Consider the following 19,290-nt stretch of genomic DNA (forward strand, 5'->3'; position numbering starts at 1 on the left):
TAAGCAATTTGTAAAAATAGAAATTTACCCACATTGCTCGCATTTAGCGTGTGGATAACACTGCTTTACGCCTTTGGCTGCTTAACCGGGCGCTTCCAACCTTCGATGTTGCGCTGCCGTGCCCGACCAACGGCAAGGTGTTCAGCCGGGACGTTTTGATTGATGGTCGAACCGGCGGCCGTGGTTGCTCCGTCTAAGATATCCACAGGCGCTACCAGTGAGTTATTGGAACCAATAAAGACATCAGCGCCCAGCACGGTTTTCCACTTGTTGGCGCCATCGTAATTGCACGTAATGGTGCCAGCACCAATGTTGGTGCGTGCGCCAACCTCGGCATCCCCAAGGTAGGTCAGATGGCCGCATTTGGCGTCTTCACCCAGATGGGCGTTTTTCAATTCGACGAAGTTACCCACATGGGCCCGGGCATCGAGCACGCTGCCTGGACGCAGGCGCGCAAAGGGGCCGGCATCACTGCCCTCGCCCATCACCGCACCATCGAGATGGCTGTTGGCTTTGACCACGACGCCTTTACGCAAGACGCTGTCTTTGATCACGCAATTGGGCCCAATGACCACATCGTCTTCGATGACCACGCGACCTTCGAGGATAACGTTGATGTCGATGAGCACATCACGTCCCACGGTTACGTCACCTCGAACATCGAAGCGTGCCGGGTCGCGCAGGGTGACCCCCAACGCCATTAAACGACGCGCTTCACGTTGCTGATAATGACGTTCCAGCTCCGCCAGCTGCTTACGATCATTGGCGCCCTGCACTTCCATCGCGTCGTGCGGTTGTTCCGTGGCGACGATCAAGCCATCGTTCACGGCCATGGCAATCACGTCAGTCAGGTAATACTCACCTTGCGCGTTGTTATTGGACAACCGGCTCATCCAGTCACCCAGACGGCTGGCCGGAACGGCGAGGATGCCGGTATTGCCTTCAGTAATGGTGCGCTCGGCTTCAGTTGCATCCTTGTGCTCAACAATCGCACTCACCTTGCCGGCTGCGTCACGCACGATGCGGCCGTACCCGGTTGGATCATCCAGGTTGACGGTGAGCAAGCCCAACTGTTGCGGCGTAACGTGCTCGAGCAACCGCTGCAACGTGTCGACTTCAATCAACGGTACGTCGCCGTACAAGATCAGGACATTTTCTGCCGTCAAAAAGGGTAGCGCTTGGGCCACTGCGTGACCGGTGCCCAATTGCTGGTCTTGCAGCACAAAGTTCAAATCGTCCGCGGCGAGGCGCTCGCGGACCTTGTCCGCCCCATGACCGATAACGACATGAATCCCGTTTGGCTTCAGTTGGCGGGCGCTGTGGATAACATGACCCAGCATGGAGTTGCCGGCCACCGGGTGCAGAACCTTGGGCAAGGCCGAACGCATGCGGGTGCCCTGACCTGCGGCGAGAATTACGATATCGAGAGACATGACTGGCTACCAATCCTGGGTGGTCAGCGGATGCGACCAAAAGTATTTCGCGGAAAAAGAAAAAGGGTAGCCGAGGCTACCCTTTTTAATCAATCACACAATGAAGCAGGCAGCTTAGCCGCCGAACTTCTTGCGGATCTGCTGGACGGTGCGCAGCTGAGCTGCGGCCTCGGCCAGTCGTGCAGCCGCAGCTCCGTAATCGAAGTCTGCGCCTTTTTCGTTCAGGGCCTTCTCGGCAGCCTTGACGGCTTCCTGAGCGGAGGCTTCATCCAGGTCGGCAGCACGTTGCACGGTGTCGGCAAGCACCTTGACCATGTTCGGCTGAACCTCGAGGTAACCACCGGAGATGTAAAACACCTCGGCTTCCCCACCCTGTTTGATCAGGCGGATCGGACCTGGCTTGAGTTCAGTGATCAGCGGAGCGTGACCCAGAGCGATACCAAGATCCCCCAGGCTGCCGTGCGCAATCACCATCTCAACCAGACCGGAAAAGATTTCTCCTTCCGCGCTGACGATATCGCAATGGACTGTCATAGCCATCTGATTGCCTCAACCTAAATTAGCGCCCGTTGCCGGGCGCCGGGATTACAGTTTCTTGGCTTTCTCGATCGCTTCTTCGATGCCGCCGACCATGTAGAACGCTTGTTCTGGCAGGTGGTCGTAGTCACCGTTGAGGATGCCTTTGAAGCCAGCAATGGTGTCTTTCAGGGAAACGTATTTACCCGAAGCGCCAGTGAAGACTTCAGCCACGAAGAACGGCTGAGACAAGAAACGCTGGATCTTACGAGCACGGGATACCAACTGCTTGTCGGTTTCCGACAGCTCGTCCATACCCAGGATCGCAATGATGTCCTTCAGTTCTTTGTAACGCTGCAATACGTACTGAACGCCACGAGCGGTGTCGTAGTGTTCCTGGCCGATGACGTTCGGATCCAGCTGGCGCGAAGTGGAGTCCAGTGGATCAACCGCCGGGTAGATACCCAGGGAGGCGATGTCACGGGACAGTACAACGGTCGCGTCCAAGTGGGCAAACGTGGTTGCAGGCGACGGGTCAGTCAAGTCATCCGCAGGTACGTATACCGCCTGGATGGAGGTGATCGAACCGCTTTTGGTCGAAGTGATACGCTCTTGCAGAGTACCCATCTCTTCGGCCAGGGTCGGCTGGTAACCTACTGCGGAAGGCATACGGCCCAGCAGTGCGGATACTTCAGTACCGGCCAGGGTGTAACGGTAGATGTTGTCAACGAACAACAGTACGTCGTTACCTTCGTCACGGAACTTCTCGGCCATGGTCAGGCCGGTCAGTGCTACGCGCAGACGGTTACCCGGCGGCTCGTTCATCTGACCGTAAACCAGTGCCACTTTGTCCAGTACGCTGGAATCCTTCATCTCGTGGTAGAAGTCGTTACCCTCACGAGTACGCTCACCCACACCAGCGAACACGGAGTAACCGCTGTGTTCCATGGCGATGTTACGGATCAGTTCCATCATGTTTACGGTTTTGCCTACACCGGCACCACCGAACAGACCCACCTTACCGCCTTTTGCAAACGGGCAAACCAGGTCGATAACCTTGATGCCTGTTTCCAGCAGATCGTTGCCGCCAGCTTGTTCAGCGAAGGACGGTGCAGGACGGTGAATGCCCCAACGCTCTTCGGTGTCAATCGGGCCAGCTTCGTCGATCGGGTTGCCCAGTACGTCCATGATCCGGCCCAATGTCGCTTTACCGACCGGTACGGAGATGGCTGCGCCAGTGTCGATGACGTCCAGACCGCGCTTCAAGCCTTCGGTGGAACCCATCGCAATGGTACGAACAACGCCGTCGCCCAGCTGTTGCTGAACTTCCAGAGTTGTTTCCGCGCCTTGTACTTTCAGCGCGTTATAGATGCTCGGTACGTTTTCGCGTGGAAATTCCACGTCGATCACGGCGCCGATGATTTGAACGATACGTCCGCTACTCATAGCTGGATCCTCTGAATATTTGAACCGTTAAACCGCGGCAGCGCCGCCGACGATTTCCGAGATCTCTTGGGTGATCGCAGCCTGACGCGCCTTGTTGTAGATCAGCTGCAAATCGCTGATCAAATCACCGGCGTTGTCAGTGGCGTTCTTCATTGCGATCATCCGCGCAGCTTGTTCAGCTGCACTGTTCTCGACCACCGCCTGGTATACCTGCGATTCCACGTAACGCACCATCAAGCCGTCAAGCAGCTCTTTGGCGTCTGGTTCGTAGAGGTAGTCCCAGTGGTGCTTGAGTTCTTGATCCGGGGTCGCCACCAGTGGAATCAATTGCTCCACAGTCGGCTGTTGCGTCATGGTGTTGATGAACTTGTTGGACACCACGGACAGGCGATCAATACGGCCTTCCAGGTAAGCATCCAGCATCACCTTAACGCTGCCGATCAAATCATTGATCGACGGTTCTTCACCCAGATGGCTGATGGCAGCGACGACGTTACCGCCGAAGTTACGGAAAAAAGCCGCACCCTTGCTGCCGACCACGCACAGATCAATCTCGGCGCCGTTTTCGCGGTTTACCGCCATGTCCTTGACCAAAGCCTTGAACAGGTTGGTATTCAAACCACCGCACAAACCACGGTCACTGCTCACTACAACATAACCAACACGCTTAACAGGGCGGTCGATCATGAAAGGGTGGCGGTATTCCGGGTTGGCGTTGGCCAAATGCCCAATAACCTGGCGGATGCGCTCCGCATAAGGACGGCTAGCAGCCATGCGCATTTGTGCCTTGCGCATTTTGCTGACCGCCACTTTTTCCATGGCGCTGGTAATTTTTTGCGTGCTTTTGATGCTCGCAATCTTACTGCGAATCTCTTTTGCGCCTGCCATGTAACACCTATCAGGTTAGCAAGCGGGAGCCTTGCGGCTCCCGCTGCGGCTTACCAGGTTTGGGTGGCCTTGAACTTCTCGATACCGGCTTTCATGCCAGCGTCGATGTCGTCATTGAAGTCACCCTTCACGTTGATCTTCGCCATCAAATCGGCGTGATCGCGGTTGAAGTAAGCAATCAGCGCTTGTTCAAAGCTGCCGACCTTGGTGATTTCGACGTCAGTCAGGAACCCACGCTCAGCGGCATACAGCGACAGCGCCATGTCAGCGATCGACATTGGTGCATATTGCTTCTGCTTCATCAGCTCGGTAACGCGCTGACCATGCTCAAGTTGCTTACGGGTCGCTTCGTCCAGGTCAGAAGCGAACTGGGCGAATGCCGCCAGTTCACGGTACTGAGCCAGAGCGGTACGGATACCACCGGACAGCTTCTTGATGATCTTGGTCTGAGCGGCACCACCCACACGGGATACCGAAACACCGGCGTTCACTGCAGGACGGATGCCCGAGTTGAACATGGCCGATTCCAGGAAGATCTGACCGTCAGTGATGGAAATCACGTTGGTCGGAACGAACGCGGAAACGTCGCCAGCTTGTGTTTCGATGATCGGCAGTGCGGTCAGGGAACCGGTTTTGCCGGTCACTGCGCCGTTGGTGAACTTCTCTACGTATTCTTCCGAAACGCGGGATGCGCGCTCCAGCAGACGGGAGTGGAGATAGAACACGTCGCCTGGGTAAGCTTCACGGCCTGGTGGACGGCGCAGCAGCAGGGAAATCTGGCGGTAAGCCACTGCTTGCTTGGACAGATCGTCATAAACGATCAGCGCGTCTTCACCGCGGTCGCGGAAGTATTCGCCCATGGTGCAACCGGAGTACGGTGCCAGGAACTGCAGCGCTGCGGATTCGGAAGCACTGGCAGCCACGACGATGGTGTTAGCCAGCGCGCCGTTTTCTTCCAGCTTGCGAACCACGTTGGCGATGGTCGATTGCTTCTGACCGATCGCTACGTATACACAGAAAATGCCGCTGTCTTTCTGGTTGATGATCGCGTCGATCGCCAGAGCGGTTTTACCGATCTGACGGTCACCGATGATCAGCTCACGCTGGCCACGGCCGACAGGAATCATGGCATCGACAGCCTTGTAGCCAGTCTGTACAGGCTGGTCTACCGACTTACGCCAGATCACGCCTGGAGCAACTTTCTCGACCGCATCGGTCTCGGTGTTGTTCAGCGGACCTTTGCCGTCAACTGGGTTACCCAGTGCGTCGACAACGCGACCCAGCAGTTCCTTACCAACCGGAACTTCCAGAATGCGGCCGGTGCACTTGGCGCTCATGCCTTCAGCCAGAGTCGTGTATGCGCCCAGTACTACGGCACCTACAGAGTCTTGCTCAAGGTTAAGCGCCATGCCGAAGACGCTGCCCGGAAACTCGATCATTTCGCCGTACATTACGTCGGCCAGACCGTGAATCCGCACAATGCCGTCAGATACGCTGACGACAGTGCCTTCGTTGCGGGCTTGAGAGGTCACATCGAGCTTTTCGATGCGGCCCTTGATAATTTCACTTATTTCGGAAGGATTGAGTTGCTGCATTGCTCTGCTGCCCCTTCAAACTCAAGATTTCAATGCTTCGGCAAGGTTTGCGAGTTTCCCGCGAACCGAGCCATCGATAACCAGGTCGCCGGCGCGGATGATGACACCACCTATCAGGCTGGCATCCTCCGCAACTTGCAGGCGCACTTCCCGGTCGAGTCGTGCACTGAGAACCTTGGCGAGTTTGTCTTGCTGTTCTTGGTTCAATGCAAAAGCACTGGTCACTTCAACGTCTACCGATTTCTCTTGTTCGGCCTTGTACAGGTCAAACAGAGCGGCGATCTCCGGCAACAGCGGGAGACGGTCGTTTTCGGCAACGACATGGATGAAGTTCTGTGCTTCTACAGTGAACTTGTCGCCGCACACATCAATAAATGTGGCGGCCTTTTCTGCGCTCGTCAGTCGCGGGGCCTTGAGCACGCGCTGCATAGTGTCGTCTTGCGACACTGCTGCAGCCAGGCCGAGCATGGCTGACCAAGAGGCCAGTTGCTGGTGGGCCTGGGCGTGCTCGAAGGCTGCCTTAGCGTAAGGTCGGGCCAACGTGGTCAATTCTGCCATGATCGCCCTCGCTTAAATTTCAGCAGCCAGTTTATTAACCAGCTCCGCGTGCGCGTTTTGATCGATTGTGGCACCCAGGATCTTCTCAGCACCTTCAACAGCCAAGCCACCCAATTGGGTACGCAGGGCGTCTTTGACGCTGTTCAGTTCCTGTTCGATCTCGGCCTGAGCCTGAGCCTTCACACGGTCAGCTTCAACGCGAGCCTGTTCACGGGCTTCGTCTACGATCTGAGTACCGCGTTTCTTGGCTTGCTCAATGATTTCAGCTGCTTGAGCCTTAGCTTCGCGCAGTTGCTGACCCGCTTTATCTTGGGCCAACTCCAGGTCGCGAGCTGCTCGGTTAGCAGCGTCCAGTCCAGCCGCAATCTTCTTCTGACGTTCTTGCAATGCCGCGATGACCGGAGGCCACACGAACTTCATGCAAAACAGTACAAAAATGAAGAACGCAACGGACTGGCCAATCAGGGTTGCATTAATGTTCACGCCAACACCTCGCTCGTTCGTTGTCCATCACTCTAATCAACTCGAAAATTCGAGTGATTAGCCAGCGAGTTGACCAACGAAGGGATTAGCGAAGGTGAAGAACAGTGCGATACCAACACCGATCATGGTTACGGCGTCGAGCAGACCGGCAACGATGAACATTTTAACTTGCAGCATTGGAACCATTTCTGGTTGACGCGCAGCGCCTTCCAGGAACTTGCCGCCCAACAGGCCGAAACCAATTGCAGTACCCAGTGCGCCCAGGCCGATCAACAGTGCAACAGCGATAGCGGTTAGACCAACTACAGTTTCCATCTTTCCTCCCGACTTTTACGTCGTATGGTTTAGGTTTTTAGATTAAAGCGGTAAAACAAAATCATTTTGCGACACCCTCTCACCGAAGCGAGAGGGGCACCAGGCTCGCCGAAACGGACCTTAGTGGTTCTCTTCGTGCGCCATCGACAAGTAAACGATGGTCAACATCATGAAGATGAACGCTTGCAAGGTGATGATCAGGATGTGGAATACAGCCCACGCCCATTGCAGCACCACGCCCAGACCGCTAAGCCAAAGCAGGCCGCTGCCGAACATTACGGCGATCAGGATAAACACCAGCTCGCCAGCGTACATGTTGCCGAACAGACGCAGTGCCAGCGAGATTGGCTTGGCAATCAACGTCACGAATTCGAGCAGGAAGTTCACCGGAATCAGCAGCGCCTGAACAAAAATGTTCTTGCTGCCAAACGGGTGCAGGGTCAGTTCGCCGATGAAGCCGCCGATGCCCTTGATCTTGATGCTGTAGAAGATGATCAGCGCGAATACCGACAGGGCCATGCCCAGGGTAGCGTTCGGATCAGTCGTTGGTACGGCACGGAACGGGAAGTGCTCATCGCCAGTGATCAGGATGGCCAACTGAGGAATCCAGTCCACCGGGATCAAGTCGATGGCGTTCATCAGGAACACCCACACGAAAATGGTCAGCGCCAGCGGAGCAATTACAGCGCTGCGGCCGTGGAAACTGTCTTTGACGCTGCCATCAACGAATTCCACCAGCACTTCTACGAAGTTCTGCAGTGCGCCTGGTTGACCGGAAGTTGCCTTCTTGGCCGCCATGCGGAAAACGAGGATAAAGATCAGGCCTACAAGCAGCGACCAGCCGAGTGTATCGACGTGGAATGCCCAAAAGCCCATTTCTTTAGCTTCTGCAACGGTGTGAGCAAAGCCCCAGCCGCCATCAGGTAGCTGCCCGAAGGTCAGGTTCTGTAAGTGGTGCTGGATATAGCCCGAAGCGGTTGTTTCTGCCATGGTTGCCTCAAACGCCCTAAGGTCTCGAAAGTGTTGTTCTCATTAGCAGGGGAGCGAACCAGCTGACCAGTTGGGTCAGCACGAAGACGCCAAATACTGCTAACGGCGCCAATGGCTTCACACCTGCAAACGTCAGCGCGAACAGCACTGCCGTCAAAATTAATTTGCCCGCCTCGCCGGCGTAAAACGACCGCACGATGGCTTGCGCTGCTCGAGCGCCGGAAAACCGGAAAGCTCTGTGAGCAAAATACACATTGGGTAGCAAAGCAATCAGGCCTCCGCAGAGTCCCGAATATCCGGCGACGACTCCATGCCATTGCCAGAGCCCCAGAGCAGCTAGCAATAAAACGACAAATTGAGCCAGTAAAACCGGAAAAACCGCCAGGCGATGGAACGGCAAGCGGTTTGGCGTGCGTGTTTCCATCACATCTGCTCCTCAAAGGTCGGCTGCCAAAAGTAATAACTTGGCATAATTTGTGCCGACAAAATGCGCGCAGAGTATAGGGGCGCTTAATCCCCTATTCAACTGTCAGGTAGTGATTTCCGACTGCGCGCTACACGAGGAATTGTTTCAGCGGATGTGTGCAAGCACACCCTGGAGCTCATCCAGAGAATTGTAACCAATTACTAATTGGCCCTTTCCCTTCTTTCCGTGGCGGATCTGCACCGCAGAGCCTAGGCGTTCAGCCAGTCGCTGTTCCAGACGCGCAATGTCCGGATCAGGTTTAACCGGTTCGGCAGGCTCCTGTTTGCCGCTCAACCACTGACGCACCAGCGCTTCGGTCTGACGTACGGTCAGTCCGCGTGCGACAACGTGTCGCGCCCCTTCAACCTGCTGAATTTCCGGCAATCCGAGCAACGCACGGGCATGACCCATTTCAAGGTCACCGTGCGACAGCATGGTTTTAATCACCTCAGGCAGGGAAATCAAACGCAACAAGTTAGCCACAGACACGCGGGACTTACCCACCGCATCAGCCACTTGCTGTTGAGTCAGTTGAAACTCTTGCTGCAAACGCTGCAAGGCAATGGCTTCTTCGATCGGATTGAGATCTTCGCGCTGAATGTTCTCGATCAATGCCATCGCGATGGCGGTTTCGTCCGGTACATCACGCACCATCGCCGGGATGGTCTCTTTGCCCGCCTGTTGGCTGGCACGCCAGCGACGTTCGCCCGCGATGATTTCAAAGTGGTTGCCATCGATCGGGCGCACCACGATCGGCTGCATCACGCCCTGGGATTTGATCGAGTTGGCAAGTTCTTCGAGGGCTTGCGGGTCCATGTCACGGCGCGGTTGATATTTACCGCGCTGGATCAGGTCCAGTGGCAAATGCTGCAATTCACTCTGATCAACCTTGACCGCTTGCTCTTCCAGCGAGCTGACCGTAGGACCACTGAGCAGTGCATCCAGTCCGCGTCCTAGACCTCGTTTCTTGACGGCCATGGGATTTCCTTAAGTTGGCTGAACAGGGCGGGAGCTACGACGTTGACGACGAACCAACTCGCCCGCCAGGGCCAGGTAAGCAATCGCGCCACGGGAATTTTTGTCATACGCCAGCGCCGGCATTCCGTAACTCGGAGCCTCGGCCAAACGAATGTTGCGCGGGATCACCGTGTCATAGAGCTGACCGCCGAAATGCTCTTTGAGCTGGGCCGATACATCGTTCATGAGGCTCAGGCGCGGATCGTACATGGTGCGCAGCAGGCCCTCGACCTTCAGGTTAGGGTTCAGCAGTTCTGCGATGCGCTTGATGTTATCCACAAGGTCGCTCAACCCTTCCAGCGCAAAGTATTCGCACTGCATGGGGATAATTACGCCATCGGCAGCCACCAGCGCGTTCAAGGTCAGCATCGACAGTGACGGGGGGCAATCGATCAGGATGTAATCGTAACTTTCTCGAACCGGTGCCAACGCTGTACGCAGACGGCTTTCTTTCATCTGCATCTCAAGCAGCACGACTTCCGCCGCCGTGAGATCCCGGTTGGCCGGCAGCAACTGGTAACCACCGTGCTCGGAATAGTGCATGGCCTGGGCCAAATCGCACTCACCGATCAACAGGTCGTATACCGAATTTTCAAGACCATGCTTATCCACACCGCTACCCATGGTGGCGTTGCCTTGTGGATCAAGGTCGATCAACAACACCCGACGCTTGGTAGCGACCAGCGATGCCGCGAGGTTGATACAGGTGGTGGTCTTACCCACACCACCCTTTTGGTTCGCTATTGCGAATACCTTAGCCATTCTTGCGTGCGTTCCCAATCATGCCGTGCGGCGCAGTATCAGCAGATGGCGTTGGCCTTGGCAACCCGGTACGGTCAAGGCGTGTTCGCTATCTAGACGAAAATCAGTGGGCAATGCTACCAGCTCATCAGCAGGATGAACGCCCTTCATGGCCAACCAGCGTGTTTCGCTGTCGCCCAGATGGCGAGTCCAATGAGTGAAGTTCTCCATGCTGCTGAAAGCTCTGGACACAATTCCATTGAACGGCAGCTCAGGTTGATATTCTTCAACCCGACTGTGGATAACCTGAAGATTGCCCAGTTGTAGCTCAAGTTTCACTTGGGTCAGAAAACGGGTTTTCTTGCCGTTGCTGTCCAGACACGTGACTTGGGAGTCCGGGAACAAAATCGCCAGAGGGATGCCGGGCATGCCGCCTCCGCTGCCGACGTCCAGCCAACGGCCGTTTTCGATGAAAGACATCACGCTCAGGCTGTCGAGCAAATGGCGCGACACCATCTCGTCAGGGTTACGCACAGCCGTGAGGTTGTAAGCCTTGTTCCATTTGATCAACAGGGCCAAATAACCCAGCAGTTGCTGATGCTGGGTTTCAGTCAGATTGACGCCCAGCAGGCGTGCACCTGTGGATAACTCTTCGGCGTGTTGTGCAGTGACCAGCGAACTCAAGCGTTTAGCTCCAACGTGCGGCCTGCGCCGCGTTTTTTCAGGTGAATCATCAACAGGGAAATCGCAGCCGGAGTGACGCCGGGAATCCGCGAAGCCTGACCCAGTGTTTCGGGGCGTGTGGCACCCAGCTTGCTCTGGATCTCTTTCGACAGACCGGAGATGGTCGTGTAATCGATATCCACAGGCAATTTGGTATTTTCACTGGCCCGCAGCCGGGCTATTTCATCCTGTTGGCGATCAATGTAGCCCGCGTATTTGGTTTTGATTTCAACTTGCTCAGCAACCAGCGGGTCAATAGCGCCCTGCCCAGTCACTTCAACCAAACCGGCGTAGTCGATTTCAGGACGGGTCAGCAAATTCAGCAAGTTGTACTCGTGGGTAAGCGGCGTACCGAATTTGGCAGCAATGGCGTCGCCTTGTTCCGTGCCTGGACGAACCCAAGTGCTTTTCAAGCGCTGTTCTTCGCGCTCAATGCTTTCGCGCTTGTCGCAAAAAGCTGCCCAACGAGCGTCATCGACCAGCCCTAACTCACGGCCTTTCTCAGTCAAGCGCATGTCGGCGTTGTCTTCACGCAGGATCAAACGGTATTCCGCCCGGGAGGTAAACATCCGGTACGGTTCCTGAGTGCCCAAGGTGATCAGGTCATCGACCAATACGCCGATGTAGGCTTCATCGCGACGCGGGCACCAGCTTTCTTTGCCTTGTGCGAGCAACGCGGCGTTGGTTCCCGCCAATAAACCCTGGGCGCCGGCTTCTTCGTAACCGGTAGTACCGTTGATTTGACCGGCGAAGAACAAACCGCCGATCACTTTGGTTTCAAGGCTGTATTTCAGGTCTCGCGGATCGAAATAGTCGTACTCGATGGCATAACCCGGACGCACGATGTGGGCGTTTTCCATACCGCGAATCGATTGCACGATCTGAATTTGCACATCGAACGGCAAGGAAGTGGAAATCCCGTTCGGGTACAGCTCGTGGGTGGTCAAGCCTTCCGGTTCGATGAAGACCTGATGGCTTTCTTTGTCGGCAAAGCGATGGATCTTGTCTTCGATGGAGGGGCAATAACGCGGCCCGATACCTTCGATCACCCCCGAATACATCGGTGAACGATCAAGGTTGGCGGCAATGATTTCGTGAGTCCGCGCGTTGGTATGGGTAATCCAGCAACTGACCTGCGCCGGGTGCTGTTCCTTGTTGCCCATGAACGACATCACCGGAATCGGCGTATCCCCAGGCTGTTCGGTCATGACCGAAAAATCGACAGAGCGGCCATCGATACGCGGCGGCGTGCCGGTTTTCAAGCGTCCCACCCGCAAAGGCAACTCACGCAGGCGTTGAGCCAAGGCGATAGACGGCGGATCACCCGCGCGTCCGCCCGAATAGTTCTGCATACCGATGTGGATAAGTCCGCCCAGGAATGTGCCAGTGGTCAACACCACGGCATCGGCCATGAAACGCAGACCCATTTGGGTCACAACGCCACGTACCTGATCCTGTTCAACGATCAAATCATCAGCGGCCTGTTGAAATATCCACAGGTTGGGCTGGTTTTCGAGGATTTCACGCACTGCGGCCTTGTACAGGATGCGGTCCGCCTGAGCACGTGTTGCCCGCACCGCAGGACCTTTGCGGCCATTGAGTACGCGGAACTGGATACCGCCTTTATCGGTAGCCGTCGCCATCGCGCCGCCGAGGGCGTCGATTTCTTTAACCAGATGACTTTTGCCGATCCCGCCGATTGCAGGATTGCAGCTCATTTGCCCGAGGGTTTCCACGTTGTGGGTCAGCAACAGGGTTTTTACGCCCATGCGCGCTGAAGCAAGTGCAGCCTCGGTTCCGGCGTGACCGCCGCCGATGACGATCACTGCAAAACGGGAAGGGAAATTCACCACGCACCTCGTGCCTGTTTCTAGGGAGTTTTGGATAGACCGCGAAGTATAGGGACTTCGCCCTTCTTAAAGAACCCTTTGCACAAAATTTAACCAGCTGTGGATAAGGCAAGATAGAAAAATAAATAAAGAAGAAATTTATTAAAGCTTTGTTTTTATGTTTATTTCTATGCAGCTACTTTTCTGTGGATAGATCTTTGAAGGCCTTATTTTACGTACTGTACAGAGAATCAAAAGTCTGTGGTCATGTGCCCATGAGGGGATGGGATAAGTGCCGTAAGCCTGTGGATATTACAGTGGCTTATCCACAGGCGAGGTTATCTTCAGTTTTGAACCCTACTTACCCACCGAGCTGTGGCCCAGTTATACACAGGGCTTAATCCACAGAAAATAGCCATTCTTCTGTCTTTCAGGCAGCAGAAAACCGTCTGTCCCCATCAGAGTCAGACGATTTTTGAATGCAAGGTCGGGTTTGGTGATGAAGGGGTTATCAAGACTGTGCGATTCGCCAGCCGTTAGCGATGCGCTTCAGCGTGTGAGTGACCTCTGACGCACGGATAAAGTGGTGGTCATGTGAGGCGATCACCAAGGTGCCCGTGTAGTGCTTGAGCATGACTTCCAACGCCTGGATGGAAGCCAGATCCAGATGGTTGGTGGGTTCATCGAGCAATAACAGCGATACGGGCTGAGCCCTGTAAAACACACATGCCATGGCTGCTTTTAAACGCTCCCCCCCACTGAGTTGCGCACATGGAAGGTGGATTTGGTGTGCGCCCAGACCCAGCTGCGCCAGCCATGTGCGCAACTCCCCTTGGTGGATGGCAGGGTTAAGGGATTGCAGCTGCTCAAGGCTGGAACGCCGTGGCGACAGGCATGACAGAGTCTGGTCAAGGTAAGCGGTGTGTACAAACCTTGTGCATACCCCCGAAATCAAGGGCAAATGCCCCGCCAGCACCTTCAACAAGGTCGACTTGCCGCAACCGTTAGGCCCGGATACGGCTATTCGTTGCCCGCGAGTCAACATCAGGTTGAGGGGATCTTCATCGGCCGCTGCAAAAGGCAAGCGCGCCTCGATCAATTCGGCACTGCGCACAGGAGCATTTGAACGTGTTTTGGCAGGCTGAATAAAGATGCTGTGTGGTTCTTCCACCCCTAACGCGGCTGCCTTCACCTCCGTGGCCAACGTTTGATGGGTTGCGTCTTGCTGCTTAAGCACCTTGCCGTGGGTTAGCTGGCTTCTTTGTTTCTGTCGACCCAACAGGATGTTTGCCTGGTTGGAGTCACTGGCCTGTTTCTGACCCCGGGCCTGTTTGCGTTCGAGATTTTCTCGTTGCGCACGCAATGCCTGTGCTTCACGTTTTTGTTCAACCTTGGCCCGCTCCAACCTCTGCTGGGCACGCTTTTGTTGTAAATCCTTGGCCTGTGCATAACTCGAATAGCCGCCGCTGTAGCGAATCAGCCCCTGGGACGATAACTCGATAATGCACTGCATGGACTCCAGTAAAACGCGGTCATGACTGATGACCAGCACCGCTTTCGGCCATTTATCCAGCTGCTCGCTCAACAGCTGTCGGTGACAGGCATCCAGATGATTAGTCGGTTCATCAAGAATCAACAGATCCGCTTTAGACGCAAACGCCCCTAGTAGAGCGACCCGCATCGCTTCGCCGCCACTCAGTGAGGCGACTGGCGTGTTCAGTGTGAGGTGTGACAAGCGAGCGTTGGCTAACGCATTCAGCAGGTGTTCACGCAGCATCCACTGATCACCGATGAGGTCGAGATCAAGCGGCGAGTAATGGCCCTGCTCCATGCGTTCCAGCGCTTGGACCACTGGTTTGACGCGCAACAGATCCGCGACTGTGCAACCAGGTTCTTCAGTCATGTACTGACTCAGGTAGTACACAGAGCCTGCTCGCAAGCAGCGCCCGGTTGTGGGCAAGATGGCCCCGGCGATCAAGCGGGCCAACAGACTTTTCCCCACGCCATTGCGCCCCACCAGCGCCATGCGCGGTTGGTCCAGCTGTAGGTCAAGTTGCGAGAAGAGTGGTCTGCCATCGGGCAGATGTAACGAAACGCCTTCAAGCGTCACGTAGGTGGCGTGAGTCATATGCACTCCAAAGATGCGCAGAACGGCCCCTGCTAGGAGGGGAACATGAACTGGCCGCTAACATCGCGGCGGCATCAATGGCGCATTGGACTAATACCTCTGTAGGAATGCAAAAACTCTAGCAGTTGAAAAGGCATGAGGATGCCTTTTATTGAGTCGGTTCAACGGCGGCTGCGTGAGTTGACTGACACAGCCGCTATCCGCATCACTTGCCGATGCAAAAACTGGAGAAAATCCGGCCCAGCAGGTCATCTGAACTGAATGCGCCTGTGATCTCTCCCAATGCGTGTTGGGCCTGTCGCAAGTCTTCAGCCAGCAGTTCCCCGGCGCCGGCCAGGGTCAGTTGCGCCCGACCATGCTCCAACGCAGCACTGGCATGCCCCAGGGCCTCAAGGTGCCGCCGACGGGCGCTGAAACTGCTCTCCGAGGTTTGTTCGTACCCCATGCAGGCTTTCAGATGCTCACGCAATAAATCCAGACCTTCAGTGGAACGTGCGCTCAGGCTGATGGTGACATGGCCATCTTCGCTGACTTCCAGTGCAATGGCTTCCCCCGTCAGGTCGGCTTTGTTACGAATCAGCGTGACCTTCGACGGATCGGGACGCTGTTCCAAAAACTCTGGCCACAGTGCAAACGGATCATCGGCTTCCGGAGCCGTCGCATCGACGACCAGCAACACGCGGTCGGCTTCACCAATGGCTTTGAGGGCACGTTGCACACCGATTTTCTCCACGTGATCTTCGGTATCGCGCAAACCCGCCGTGTCCACCACATGCAGCGGCATGCCATCAATGTGGATATGTTCACGCAATACATCGCGTGTCGTGCCGGCAATTTCAGTCACGATGGCCGCCTCACGCCCTGCGAGGGCATTGAGCAGGCTGGATTTGCCCGCGTTTGGCCGCCCCGCAATCACGACCGTCATCCCATCGCGCAGCAAGGCGCCCTGCCCGGCTTCGCGCTGAACGGTGGATAACTCGTCGCGAACCTTGTCCAGCAGGCCAAGGACATGACCATCGGCCAGAAAATCGATTTCTTCTTCCGGAAAATCAATCGCGGCCTCAACGTAGATCCGCAGACTGATGAGTTGCTCGGTCAAGTTATGCACACGCTGCGAAAACGCGCCCTGCAACGATCGCAGTGCATTGCGCGCGGCCTGTGCAGAACTCGCCTCGATCAGGTCGGCAATGGCTTCGGCCTGGGCCAAGTCGAGTTTGTCATTCAAAAAAGCGCGTTCGCTGAATTCCCCCGGACGGGCCAGCCGACAGCCCAGCTCCATGCAGCGTTGCAGGAGCATATCGAGCACGACAGGCCCGCCATGTCCCTGCAATTCCAGGACGTCTTCGCCTGTGAATGAGTTGGGCCCCGGGAAGTACAGGGCAATGCCTTCATCCAGCACTTCGCGGTTTTCACCATAAAACGGCCCGTAATGGGCATAACGCGGTTTGAGCTCGCGTGCACTGAACGCTTGTGCAGCCTTGCTCGCGAGTGGACCGGAAATGCGCACGATCCCCACACCACCTCGCCCTTGGGCGGTTGCCACAGCGGCAATGGTTTCAGCCGGAACACTCATAAAACGGACCTCGAAAACAAAAGTGTCAGATAGCAAAACGCCCCACTAGGGGGCGTTTTGAGTGGTGCTTACCAGAGTAAGTTACTCGGCGGCTTTTTTGGTAGCCGCTTCAACTTTACGCGTGATGTACCACTGTTGAGCGATGGACAGGCAGTTGTTCACAACCCAGTACAGCACCAGACCAGCCGGGAACCACAGGAAGAAGAAGGTGAAGATGATCGGCATCAACTTCATCACCTTGGCCTGCATCGGGTCCGGAGGTGTCGGGTTCAGACGCTGCTGGATGAACATGGTTGCGCCCATGATGATCGGCAGAATGAAGAACGGGTCTTTGATCGACAGGTCGGTAATCCAGAGCATGAACGGCGCCTGGCGCATTTCAACACTTTCCAGAAGTACCCAGTACAAGGACAGGAAGACAGGCATCTGCACCAGAATCGGCAAGCAGCCGCCCAGTGGATTGATCTTCTCTTTCTTGTACAGCTCCATCATTGCTTGCGACATTTTCTGACGGTCATCACCGAACTGCTCTTTCAGAGCGGCCAGTTTTGGCGCCACAGCGCGCATGCGAGCCATCGACTTGTAGCTGGCGGCCGACAGCGGGAAGAAGATCCCTTTGATCAGCATGGTCAGGAAGATGATCGACCAACCCCAGTTACCCACGATGCTGTGGATATGTTGCAGCAGCCAGAAAATTGGCTGGGCAATGAACCACAGGATGCCGTAGTCGACTGTCAGTTCCAGACCTGGGGATAACTCTTTGAGTACACCCTGGCTCTTTGGACCTGCATACAGGGTGGCGCTGGTTTCAGCGGTTTTACCCGGTTCAACGGTCAACGTCGGGCCAGTGAAACCGATGATGTAGTTGCCCTGGTTGTCTTTGCGGGTCTGAACGACGTTGTTATCGCCTTTCTGAGGAATCCACGCCGTTACAAAGTAGTGCTGCAGCCAGGCGACCCAACCACCTTCAACGGTCTCTTTAAGCTGACCCTTGTCGATGTCTTTCATCGACACTTTTTTGTACGGTTCTGCACTTGTCCACAGGGCAGCGCCCAGGTAAGTAGCAGTACCGGTCGCAGTGCTGGACGAAGGATCGGAGCTGGCGTCACGTTTCAATTGCGCGAACAGGTTACCGTTCCACGGCTTGCCGCTCTCGTTATCAATCAGATAAGTGACTTGTACATCGTAAAGGCCACGCTTGAGCGTGAAACGTTTGATGTAGTTGACGCCGTTTTCGCTGAATTTGAGATCAACAACCAATTGATCCTGGCCTGGGGCCAGCTCATAGGTTTTTTTCTCGGTGCTGAAAACCGGGCGACCGGTAGAACGTGCATCCGGGCCATCCTTGCCTGTCAGGCCGCTTTGCGCCAGATAGGTACGCTCGTTGCCGTTATCGAACAACTGGAATGGAACATCCGGGTGGTCCTGACGGCGCGGGTACAGTGGCAAACGCAATTGGGCAATGTCGCCGCCCTGTGGATCAATTGCGATGTCCAGTACGTCAGTCTTTACGTGGATCAAGTCTTTGCTAGCAGCAACCGGTGTTTCGGTCGGCGTGCTGGTATCAGCCGTGGCGCTAGGGACATCAGCACTGTTGGAAGCGTTGTTACCTGGAACCGTGTCGGGCAAAGCCGGCGCGGTGGTACTGCTGGCGGCAACATTCTGAGTCGGCAGAGCAGCCTGACCATAGTCCTGGTTCCATTTGAGAACCATAACGTAGGACACGACTGCCAGGGCGACGATCAGGATCGTGCGTTTAATATCCATGATTACTCGGCCATCGAAGAAGAACGGGAGGTAGGGATAGGTGGAACCGGGTCATAACCACCGGGATTCCACGGGTGACAGCGACCTAAACGACGAAAGGTCAGCCAGCCGCCGCGAAGAACGCCATGATTTTCGATGGCTTCCAACGCGTAGCAGGAACAACTGGGGTAGAAACGGCAGTGGCTGGCCATCAAAGGACTAATGGCATAACGATAAAACTGGATCGGAACGAGTGCCAGTTTACGCATCAGGACTGCCTACCCCTACAGTTTCGGAGTTAACCGCTGGAACTGGCGAATTACGCGCCAGGCGCTTCCAGAGTTTGCCGAAATGCTGAATCAATTCGGGGTTCTCTACGTCACCCAAACCTTTGCGCGCGACGATAACGATATCCCAACCGACCAGTGAATCCTGGTGGAGACGAAACGATTCACGCATCAAACGCTTAAGGCGATTGCGCTGAACGGAGAGCTTTACGCTCTTTTTACCGATCACTAACCCCAAGCGGGGGTGATCGAGACCGTTGCTGCGCGCAAGGAGCAGGAGATTTTTCCCCGGTACCTTGCCGGTGGGGGAGTCAAAGACTGCCTTGAAATGCCGGGGAGTGAGTAACCGCTTTTCCCGACTGAAGTCCTGACTCACCACCATTGTCTGATTATCAAACTGCCAGACGCGCACGGCCTTTGGCGCGGCGACGCGACAGGACGGCACGGCCGTTTTTAGTAGCCATGCGTGCACGGAAACCGTGAGTGCGGGCGCGTTTGATAGTGCTTGGTTGGAAAGTACGTTTCATGTCGTGCTACCTGGTTCGTCCACAACGGG

20 protein-coding genes are annotated in these 19,290 nt (G+C 55.6%); all 20 read right to left on the reverse strand.

The features are described from left to right. Positions 1–65: 65 nt before the first annotated feature. A complete protein-coding gene (gene glmU, locus IF654_RS22720) occupies positions 66–1,433 on the reverse strand; it encodes a bifunctional UDP-N-acetylglucosamine diphosphorylase/glucosamine-1-phosphate N-acetyltransferase GlmU (protein ID WP_047279017.1) in 1,368 nt (455 codons plus the stop codon). Between the two features lie 114 nt (positions 1,434–1,547). Then, positions 1,548–1,973, reverse strand: coding sequence for a F0F1 ATP synthase subunit epsilon (locus tag IF654_RS22725; RefSeq protein WP_047279015.1), 426 nt, complete (start codon positions 1,971–1,973; stop codon positions 1,548–1,550). Between the two features lie 45 nt (positions 1,974–2,018). Next, on the reverse strand, positions 2,019–3,395 hold the full coding sequence (gene atpD / locus IF654_RS22730; RefSeq protein WP_047279012.1) for a F0F1 ATP synthase subunit beta: 1,377 nt from the start codon (positions 3,393–3,395) through the stop codon (positions 2,019–2,021). Between the two features lie 27 nt (positions 3,396–3,422). Next, on the reverse strand, positions 3,423–4,283 hold the full coding sequence (atpG, locus tag IF654_RS22735; protein WP_019409117.1) for a F0F1 ATP synthase subunit gamma: 861 nt from the start codon (positions 4,281–4,283) through the stop codon (positions 3,423–3,425). 50 nt (positions 4,284–4,333) lie between these two features. After that, positions 4,334–5,878, reverse strand: a complete 1,545-nt coding sequence (gene atpA, locus IF654_RS22740; protein ID WP_047279010.1) for a F0F1 ATP synthase subunit alpha — start codon at positions 5,876–5,878, stop codon at positions 4,334–4,336. A gap of 21 nt (positions 5,879–5,899) precedes the next feature. Continuing rightward, positions 5,900–6,436 (reverse strand): F0F1 ATP synthase subunit delta, encoded by a 537-nt coding sequence (locus tag IF654_RS22745; protein WP_047279008.1) that lies wholly within the window; start codon positions 6,434–6,436, stop codon positions 5,900–5,902. A gap of 12 nt (positions 6,437–6,448) precedes the next feature. Beyond that, positions 6,449–6,919, reverse strand: a complete 471-nt coding sequence (locus IF654_RS22750; protein ID WP_047279006.1) for a F0F1 ATP synthase subunit B — start codon at positions 6,917–6,919, stop codon at positions 6,449–6,451. 57 nt (positions 6,920–6,976) lie between these two features. Next, complete coding sequence (atpE, locus tag IF654_RS22755; protein WP_002555987.1) at positions 6,977–7,234, reverse strand: F0F1 ATP synthase subunit C; 258 nt, start codon at positions 7,232–7,234, stop codon at positions 6,977–6,979. A gap of 120 nt (positions 7,235–7,354) precedes the next feature. Further along, positions 7,355–8,224 carry a F0F1 ATP synthase subunit A gene (gene atpB / locus IF654_RS22760; RefSeq protein WP_194862851.1) on the reverse strand — a complete coding sequence of 290 codons (870 nt, stop codon included), beginning with the start codon at positions 8,222–8,224 and terminating at the stop codon, positions 7,355–7,357. Positions 8,225–8,240: 16 nt separating this feature from the next. Continuing rightward, the gene (locus IF654_RS22765) at positions 8,241–8,648 is read right to left on the reverse strand and encodes a F0F1 ATP synthase subunit I (RefSeq protein ID WP_003437994.1); all 408 of its coding nucleotides are present in this window, start codon (positions 8,646–8,648) and stop codon (positions 8,241–8,243) included. 147 nt (positions 8,649–8,795) lie between these two features. Beyond that, positions 8,796–9,668, reverse strand: a complete 873-nt coding sequence (locus tag IF654_RS22770) for a ParB/RepB/Spo0J family partition protein (protein WP_194862850.1) — start codon at positions 9,666–9,668, stop codon at positions 8,796–8,798. A gap of 9 nt (positions 9,669–9,677) precedes the next feature. After that, positions 9,678–10,469: a ParA family protein gene (locus IF654_RS22775; RefSeq protein ID WP_047278999.1), complete on the reverse strand. Its 792-nt coding sequence runs from the start codon at positions 10,467–10,469 to the stop codon at positions 9,678–9,680. A gap of 18 nt (positions 10,470–10,487) precedes the next feature. Next, positions 10,488–11,132: a 16S rRNA (guanine(527)-N(7))-methyltransferase RsmG gene (gene rsmG / locus IF654_RS22780; protein ID WP_047279727.1), complete on the reverse strand. Its 645-nt coding sequence runs from the start codon at positions 11,130–11,132 to the stop codon at positions 10,488–10,490. Then, positions 11,129–13,021 (reverse strand): tRNA uridine-5-carboxymethylaminomethyl(34) synthesis enzyme MnmG, encoded by a 1,893-nt coding sequence (gene mnmG, locus IF654_RS22785; RefSeq protein WP_047279218.1) that lies wholly within the window; start codon positions 13,019–13,021, stop codon positions 11,129–11,131. Before mnmG ends, rsmG begins: the two co-directional genes overlap by 4 nt. A gap of 490 nt (positions 13,022–13,511) precedes the next feature. Then, positions 13,512–15,128 (reverse strand): ABC-F family ATP-binding cassette domain-containing protein, encoded by a 1,617-nt coding sequence (locus IF654_RS22790; protein ID WP_194862849.1) that lies wholly within the window; start codon positions 15,126–15,128, stop codon positions 13,512–13,514. Between the two features lie 205 nt (positions 15,129–15,333). Next, positions 15,334–16,701 (reverse strand): tRNA uridine-5-carboxymethylaminomethyl(34) synthesis GTPase MnmE, encoded by a 1,368-nt coding sequence (mnmE, locus tag IF654_RS22795; protein ID WP_194862848.1) that lies wholly within the window; start codon positions 16,699–16,701, stop codon positions 15,334–15,336. An 81-nt stretch (positions 16,702–16,782) separates the two neighbouring features. Beyond that, entirely contained in the window at positions 16,783–18,468 is a 1,686-nt protein-coding gene (gene yidC, locus IF654_RS22800) for a membrane protein insertase YidC (protein WP_047281794.1), read from the reverse strand. A gap of 2 nt (positions 18,469–18,470) precedes the next feature. Further along, the gene (gene yidD, locus IF654_RS22805; RefSeq protein WP_048402126.1) at positions 18,471–18,716 is read right to left on the reverse strand and encodes a membrane protein insertion efficiency factor YidD; all 246 of its coding nucleotides are present in this window, start codon (positions 18,714–18,716) and stop codon (positions 18,471–18,473) included. After that, entirely contained in the window at positions 18,709–19,110 is a 402-nt protein-coding gene (gene rnpA, locus IF654_RS22810; RefSeq protein WP_202969404.1) for a ribonuclease P protein component, read from the reverse strand. The genes yidD and rnpA overlap by 8 nt, the downstream gene beginning before the upstream one ends. 16 nt (positions 19,111–19,126) lie before the next feature. Further along, a complete protein-coding gene (gene rpmH, locus IF654_RS22815) occupies positions 19,127–19,261 on the reverse strand; it encodes a 50S ribosomal protein L34 (protein WP_003213577.1) in 135 nt (44 codons plus the stop codon). Positions 19,262–19,290: the final 29 nt, after the last annotated feature.

The sequence above is a fragment of the Pseudomonas lundensis genome (assembly GCF_015377145.2).
Classification (GTDB): domain Bacteria; phylum Pseudomonadota; class Gammaproteobacteria; order Pseudomonadales; family Pseudomonadaceae; genus Aquipseudomonas; species Aquipseudomonas lundensis.